Annotated in this window: 5 protein-coding genes; 3 read left to right on the plus strand and 2 right to left on the minus strand. The window is 65.8% G+C overall.

What is annotated here, in order from left to right; all coding sequences use genetic code 11:
• Window positions 1-295: 295 nt before the first annotated feature.
• Window positions 296-790, plus strand: coding sequence for a GNAT family N-acetyltransferase (locus ASG32_RS22920; protein ID WP_056531151.1), 495 nt, complete (start codon window positions 296-298; stop codon window positions 788-790).
• Window positions 791-830: 40 nt separating this feature from the next.
• Here the strand turns inward: ASG32_RS22920 and ligD are convergent, their stop codons facing one another.
• On the minus strand, window positions 831-3341 hold the full coding sequence (ligD, locus tag ASG32_RS22925) for a DNA ligase D (RefSeq protein WP_056531154.1): 2511 nt from the start codon (window positions 3339-3341) through the stop codon (window positions 831-833).
• A 204-nt stretch (window positions 3342-3545) separates the two neighbouring features.
• Between ligD and ASG32_RS22930 the strand changes: the two genes are divergently transcribed.
• Together ASG32_RS22930 and ASG32_RS22935 are read left to right on the plus strand one after the other, a co-directional pair.
• Complete coding sequence (locus ASG32_RS22930) at window positions 3546-4454, plus strand: Ku protein (RefSeq protein ID WP_029359445.1); 909 nt, start codon at window positions 3546-3548, stop codon at window positions 4452-4454.
• 74 nt (window positions 4455-4528) lie between these two features.
• Window positions 4529-4732 (plus strand): hypothetical protein, encoded by a 204-nt coding sequence (locus tag ASG32_RS22935; protein WP_020096268.1) that lies wholly within the window; start codon window positions 4529-4531, stop codon window positions 4730-4732.
• A gap of 15 nt (window positions 4733-4747) precedes the next feature.
• Here the strand turns inward: ASG32_RS22935 and ASG32_RS22940 are convergent, their stop codons facing one another.
• Complete coding sequence (locus ASG32_RS22940; RefSeq protein WP_082558013.1) at window positions 4748-5941, minus strand: tetratricopeptide repeat protein; 1194 nt, start codon at window positions 5939-5941, stop codon at window positions 4748-4750.
• Between the last annotated feature and the right edge of the window lie 445 nt (window positions 5942-6386).

Consider the following 6386-nt stretch of genomic DNA (forward strand, 5'->3'; position numbering starts at 1 on the left):
TCGCGCCTTCCTGGCCGAAGGACCGCCGCCGCAGACCTCGTCGAGCTTCCATCCGAAGCTGCCGGCCGTACCGCTCCCAAGAAAAAACGCCCCCGACGTTTCTGACGAGGGCGCGAGGTGCGTTGAGGACGACCCATGCGTCAGGTCACTGGTATAATGCATGCCAGAGCGAGAGGTGCAACTCCCAAGTCCCGGCCACCTAGCTTGCGATCCGCGCTGGGACCACAACGGCTGCCTCGATCCAGTTTGCAGTCGGGATGGCGTACAACGCTCGGCCGACGACACGCGAGAGTGCATGACATCGCTGCTGCAGATCTCATCGACCGACACGAGTACGATACTGGCCCTCAACAACGCGCACGCGGCCGAGCTCTCCCTGCTCGACGAGGAAGGTCTCTCCGAGCTCGTGGCGGGGAGCTTCCACGTACGCCGGATTGGCCGCAATGACGCTTTCCTTATCGCCCTCGATGAGCGGCATCCGACCTATGCGAGCCCGAACTATCTATGGTTCCGCAGTCGCTACCCGCGCTTCGTGTACGTCGACCGGGTCGTGGTCGCCGGCATTGCCCGCGGCCTCGGCCATGCGCGGCGGCTCTACGAGGATCTCTTCCGGAAGGCCCGCGAGGCCGGTCACGACCTGATCGTGTGCGAAGTCAACTCGATGCCGCCCAACCCGAGCTCGGACGCCTTCCACGCCCGGCTCGGTTTCGAGGAGGTCGGCGCAGCCACCATTCTCGGCGGAGCCAAGACCGTCCGCTATCTCGCTCATCGCCTGCCCGGCCCACGCTGACCTTGCACGAGCCGACGGCAAGTCCATACAGACAGGCCAGTCAGGTTCGTCGACGCCCGCGCTTTCCCGATGCCTCCAGAGGCCGCGCGGCACGCTCGAAGCCGGCCCAGGGATCCTTGCCGAGCGCCGCCAAGCGACCGGGCAGGGTGGCGACGTCGAAGCGCGCTCCGGAACCGAGGGACGGGAGTTCGTCCCAGCCGACCGGCACCGAGACCGGCGCTCCCGCGCGGGCGCGGGTCGAGAAGGCCGCGACCGCGGTCGCACCACGCTGGTTGCGCAGGTAGTCGATGAAGATGCGACCGTCCCTGGCCTTCTTCGACACGGTCGCGACGTAGCGGTCGGGCGCGTCCCTGGCCATCTCGGAGGCGAGCCCCTTCGAGAACGCCTTCGCCTCATCCCACCCAGCCTTCGGTTCGACCGGGACGACGACGTGCAGTCCCTTGCCGCCGGTGGTCTTGACGAAGGCGCCGAATCCCGACGTTCGCACCCGTTCGCGGACCTCGAGCGCGCCGGCGACGAGGTCGGTCCAGGCCACCCCGTCCCCGGGATCCAGATCGAAGACCAAGCGGTCCGGCCGATCCGGGTCCGCGGCCGTCGCGCCCCAGGGATGGATCTCCAGGACGCTCGCCTGGACCAGGGCGCGCAGGCCATCCGGGTCGCCGATCACGACCGCCTTCCCGGTCCCGCCTTCGAGGACGCGGAGAAGGCGTTCGTCGATCCCGGACCAGCCGTGCTTCTGGTAGAAGCACGAGCCGAGGCCAGCCGGGCACCGGACGAGCGACAGAGGCCGGTCGATCACGTGCGGCAGGATGCGCTCGGCGATCTCGGCGTAGTACTCCGCCAGCCCCTCCTTCGTCAGGCCGACGTCGGGCCAGAGCACGCGATCTGGATGCGTGAGCGTCACGGTCGACTCCGCGGTTCTCCGCTTCGGCGCCCGTGAGCGCGCCGGCGCCGCCTTCCGCGCGACCCCGTCGGGCGCCACGCCGGTCCGGATGGTCTTGAAAGACGCATGCCGCAGTTGACCGTCGGCGGTCCATCCGCGGAACGTCACCTCGCAGACGAGACGAGGCTCCACCCATCGTGCATTGCGGCGCGCCAGGGGCGGCAGTTCGGCGTCGAACGGCGGCGCTGGGATCCGCAGGGACTCCAGCTTCACCCAGAGCTCGCGCGCGACCGCGTCGCCTAACCCCGTACCCACCCGTCCCACGTGGACGAGGGTGCCATCCTGGTGTGTTCCCAGGATCAACGAGCCGACGGATTTAGGGGCCGTGCCTGAGGGCATGAAGCCCGCGACGACGAAATCCTGGGAGCCGGTGCATTTCACCTTGCGCCAGAGATCGCTTCGTCCGGAGCGGTAGGCCGCGTCGGCCCGCTTGGCGACGATGCCTTCGAGCCCGAGGCGGCAGGCATGGCGGGCCATGGCCGCACCGTCGTCGATGAGATGCTCGCTGAACCGGATCCGGTCGGCGGACCCCGCATCGTCCAGGCTCTGCAGCAGCAGAGCCTTGCGCTCGGTCAGGGGGAGGGCGCGGATGTCCTTGCCGTCGATGTAGAGCAAGTCGAAGGCGTAGAAGAGCGCCGCGCCCGTGTAGCCGTCAGCGAGGGCCTGCTGAAGCGCCGCGAAGCTCGAGATGCCGCTCGCGTTCTCGACGACGATCTCGCCGTCGATCAGGGCGGAGGGCAGCTTCAGCTTCTGGAGGGCCTTCGCGATCGGCTCGAACTTCGCCGTCCAGTCGAGGCCGGATCGCGTCGACAGCTTCACGGCACCTCCGTCGATGCGCGCCTGCATGCGGTAGCCGTCGTGCTTAATCTCGTACAGCCAGCCCTCTCCGGTCGGCGCCGCGTCGACGAGGGTCGCCAAGGCCGGCTCGACGAAGGGCGGCAGCACGGCCTTGCGGGCGCGCGGGGACCGGGCCGAGGCGGTCTTCGTCACGCGCGTCAAGGCAACTTTCGCACGTGCCGCGTGGTCGGGTCTGATCTCGCCGCCGGCGGCGAGATCGCGGTTGGTCCGGCCCGACAGGACCGACGCATCGTGCTCGCCGAGGATGTCGCCCTCGCGGCGGGCATGCTCGTCCTCGGCCTTCATCAGCAGCCACGGCTGCCTCTTCTCGCCGCCGCGACCCTTCATGCGCACGAGATGCCAACGGCCGCCGAGCCGCTCTCCGTGCAGAACGAACTCGAGGTGGCCCTTCTCGAGACCGGCGGTCGCATCGCTGACCGGTTCCCAGGAGCCGATGTCCCAGACGATCATGGTTCCGCCGCCGTACTGGCCCTTGGGGATCGCCCCTTCCCAGCGCAGGTAGTCGAGGGGGTGGTCCTCGGTGCGGACGGAGAGCCGCTTCTCGGCCGGCGATAGGCTCGGCCCGCGGGTGACGGCCCAGCTCTTGAGCACCCCGTCCATCTCCAGCCGCAGATCGTAGTGCAGGCGTCGGGCGTCGTGCTTCTGGACGACGAAGCGCGCCTTGGCGGTCTTCCGGCCACGGCGCCCACGAGGCTCGGGCGAGGACTCGAAGTCCCGCTTCTCGCGGTACGGCTTGAGGAGTTCGGACATGACTTCCGGCAAACCGCGCGGCCGATCGCCGGTTCCGGGATGCCGCTTCGACTGCGGGGGCAGGCAAGATCTCGCAAGTTATCCACAGGGCAAACTGTGCAGGAACGAGTCGAGAGCGACTCTCGTTGAGTCGCCGAATTCGTGGTCGGCATCGCATCGACTCATCGCCGGCGACGAATACTTGTGCGAATTCTGGAGGCTGCGGTGGCATCTCGCGCCAATTGGAAGGGGCACCTGCGACTTTCACTCGTCTCCTGCTCCGTCGGGCTGTATCCGGCGATCAGCTCGTCGCGGGACCTGAAGTGCCACACGATCAACCGTGAGACCGGCAACCGCGTGAAGCAGCTGCTGGTCGACTCGGTGACCGGGGAGAGTGTCAACCGCGATGACCAAGTGAAGGGCTGCGAGGTCGCCAAGGACGACCTCGTCCCCGTCGAGGACGAGGAGCTCAGCGAGATCGCGCTGGAAAGCACGCATACGATCAACATCGAGGCGTTCTGCAAGCGCGAGGAGGTCGACGAGCGCTACCTCGACAAGCCCTACTACCTCGCGGCCGAGGACAAGGTCTCGCGCGAGGCGTTCGCCGTCATCCGGGATGCGATGAGGAAGAAGGGGATGGCGGGCCTGGGCCGGATCGTCATCTACAAGCGGGAGCGCATCGTCCTGATCGAGCCCTACGGCAAAGGCCTGCTGGCGACCCTGCTGCGGTACCAGGACGAGATCCGGTCGCCCACCGCCTACTTCGAGGACATGCCGGACGGCAATCCGACCGACGAGATGCGGTCCCTGGCTGAGGAGCTGATCGCCCGGTCGACGAGGAAGTTCGATCCGTCGAAGTTCGAGGACCGCTACGAGGAAGCGCTGATCGCGCTGGTCAAGGGCAAGGCGAAGAAGCCCGAGAAGGGCAAGGGTCGATCGAAGGTGGCGGCACCGAGCTCCAGCAACGTCGTGAACCTGATGGAGGCCCTCAGGCGCAGCATCGACTCCGAGAAGGGTGGATCCTCCGCTCAGCCGGCCGCTGCCCGGAAGAAGGCGGGTTCGAAGCGGTCGCGGCTAAATTCGAACCGCGGCGCGGGCAAGGCGACGTCCTCGAAGTCGCGGAAGGCCGCGTGATGGCCGCTCGTCCGCTCCGGCCTCCGGCCCTGGCCCTCTCCCGTAGCGCCGCACGGCGGCGACGGGCGTGCCGTTTGCTCGAGAGACTCGGCTACGACCCGCTCGGGTTCTCCTCCAACAAGGATGCGGAGGCGTGGCTGGAGGAGGACACGCCGGAAGCCGCGATCGTGGACGATCCCTGCGATAGAGAACTGGAAGGCCTGTTCAGCGTCCTCAAGGCGCGGAACGTCGATCTGATCGCCCTGGATGGCCCGCCGCCGCAGCCTTCCAGGGCGTGAGGCTGGAAATTCCGGTCACGACATGGCGACATGACCGAGCCGGGTCTTGGCGAACTGAGGCTGACCGAAGCGGGCCTTCGGTATCAGGTAGTTGACGAGAGCGGCGACGAGATCACAAGGGACGAGTTCCTTGTGCTTCTCGAGTATGAATTCGGCATAGTTTGCGTTGCCGGACACGCCGCAGGCGAGGCAATATCGAACCACGGCCTCGGTCGAGCGTCCTTGAAGCGATAGATACGTGTCGATATTCTTCACGAACACGGTATCCGCAAACACCGTCCGACCTCTGGCCATGTGATCCCTGTGCCGGGTCGCGTACCGCCAATTCTCATTGGTCAGATGCAGCACCTCGAAATCTTGTCCGCGCATGTAGGCGACGGTCTCGTCGAAGTGCGGCTCCCCCTCGTAGGCCGGCATGAAACGGAGCTCGGCCTGTACGACGGCGGCCCCGGCGATGTGCTGCCGGGCGTCGCGCAGGACCAAGCCGTCTATGCCCTCCAGATCGCTCTTGAAATAGTCGAGACCTGAGACCCCGATTTCATCGAGGGCATCCGACATGCGCTTGGCTTTGACCTTGTGAACCGCTTTGACCCGTGCCAGATCCCGGAGGCCGAACGCCTCGAGGACCTCCTGCTTGTCCTCCAGCAGTGAGGACGCGTAGATGAAGTGCTTCTCGCGGAATTCATAGTCTCCCGCGGTAGGAGCGATGACACAGTTGATAGGCGAGTACCGACCGAACTTCGATCTGTTGGAGCCTACAGACAGAGCGTCGAGCGATATGAAGTGGATCGCGCTAGCGATCTCGGATGGGACGCGCACGATCGCCTCGCCCGAGGATCCGAAATCCGCCATGTTGAGAAAACCGTTGAGGCACGCCGTTATTGTCCGCGCATCCTTCTTGGCGTCATCACTTATCGCTTCGACACGATCGGCGAATTCCTCGACGGAAAAGCTCCGCAGAAGGGCCGAGCACGTGCCGAGGAGGTCGCTGTCGAATGGATTCTCCAGGACTATTGCCGAGATGTAGTTGACCGCGTTCGGCAGGTCGCCTTGTTGGAAGCTGACGACCGAAAGTCCGATCAAGGCTCGAGGGTTTCTGTCTTCTACCTTGAGTATCGCCTCCAGAAGATTTCTGGCTTCTTGGTGCCGTCCCGCTTGGATATCGGCGTTGGCTCGATCGAGAGCTTCATCGACGGACATCTCGGCCATTCTATTGCGCCCACGCTGGAGATTGCAGGTGGCTTATGCAAGCGCGCGAAGGGTCCTTGGCGCAGCCTGGCAAGACACCGCGACAGTGACCTGAGGCATGGTCCGCCACATCTGTCTTAAGGGTTAACGCTTGCTTATGCCGGTTGGCCGCTCGAGCCGCCGGGATGGAACCGGAGGCTCTCGGTCAAGGCCAGGACATCTGCTTATGAGTGACGCGTTTCGCTCCGTTCCTTTCCGATCCGGATCGATTGAAGGCCGTCCGCATCTCTGGTCGGCCTTTTCCGAAGCGATTGTTCCGCTTTCGGCCAGCATCTGCCACCACGACGCGCCCATCTGAACGTCCAAAATGGGTGGATGAACGAACCCGCTCGCGCGGGAGGGGTGGCAGCGTCGACGTCGGCGGGTTGAGCCGAAGGCCCTGCGCCGATTGAGCGTCGCCCGGCCC

The sequence above is a fragment of the Methylobacterium sp. Leaf361 genome (genome assembly GCF_001424445.1).
Classification (GTDB): Bacteria; Pseudomonadota; Alphaproteobacteria; order Rhizobiales; family Beijerinckiaceae; genus Methylobacterium.

Bases quoted from the DNA above. Each gene is read 5' to 3' on its own strand.
- ASG32_RS22920 (WP_056531151.1), top strand. From the start codon at position 296: ATGACATCGCTGCTGCAGATCTCATCGACCGACACGAGTACGATACTG.
- ligD (WP_056531154.1), bottom strand. From the start codon at position 3,341: ATGTCCGAACTCCTCAAGCCGTACCGCGAGAAGCGGGACTTCGAGTCC.
- ASG32_RS22940 (WP_082558013.1), bottom strand. From the start codon at position 5,941: ATGGCCGAGATGTCCGTCGATGAAGCTCTCGATCGAGCCAACGCCGAT.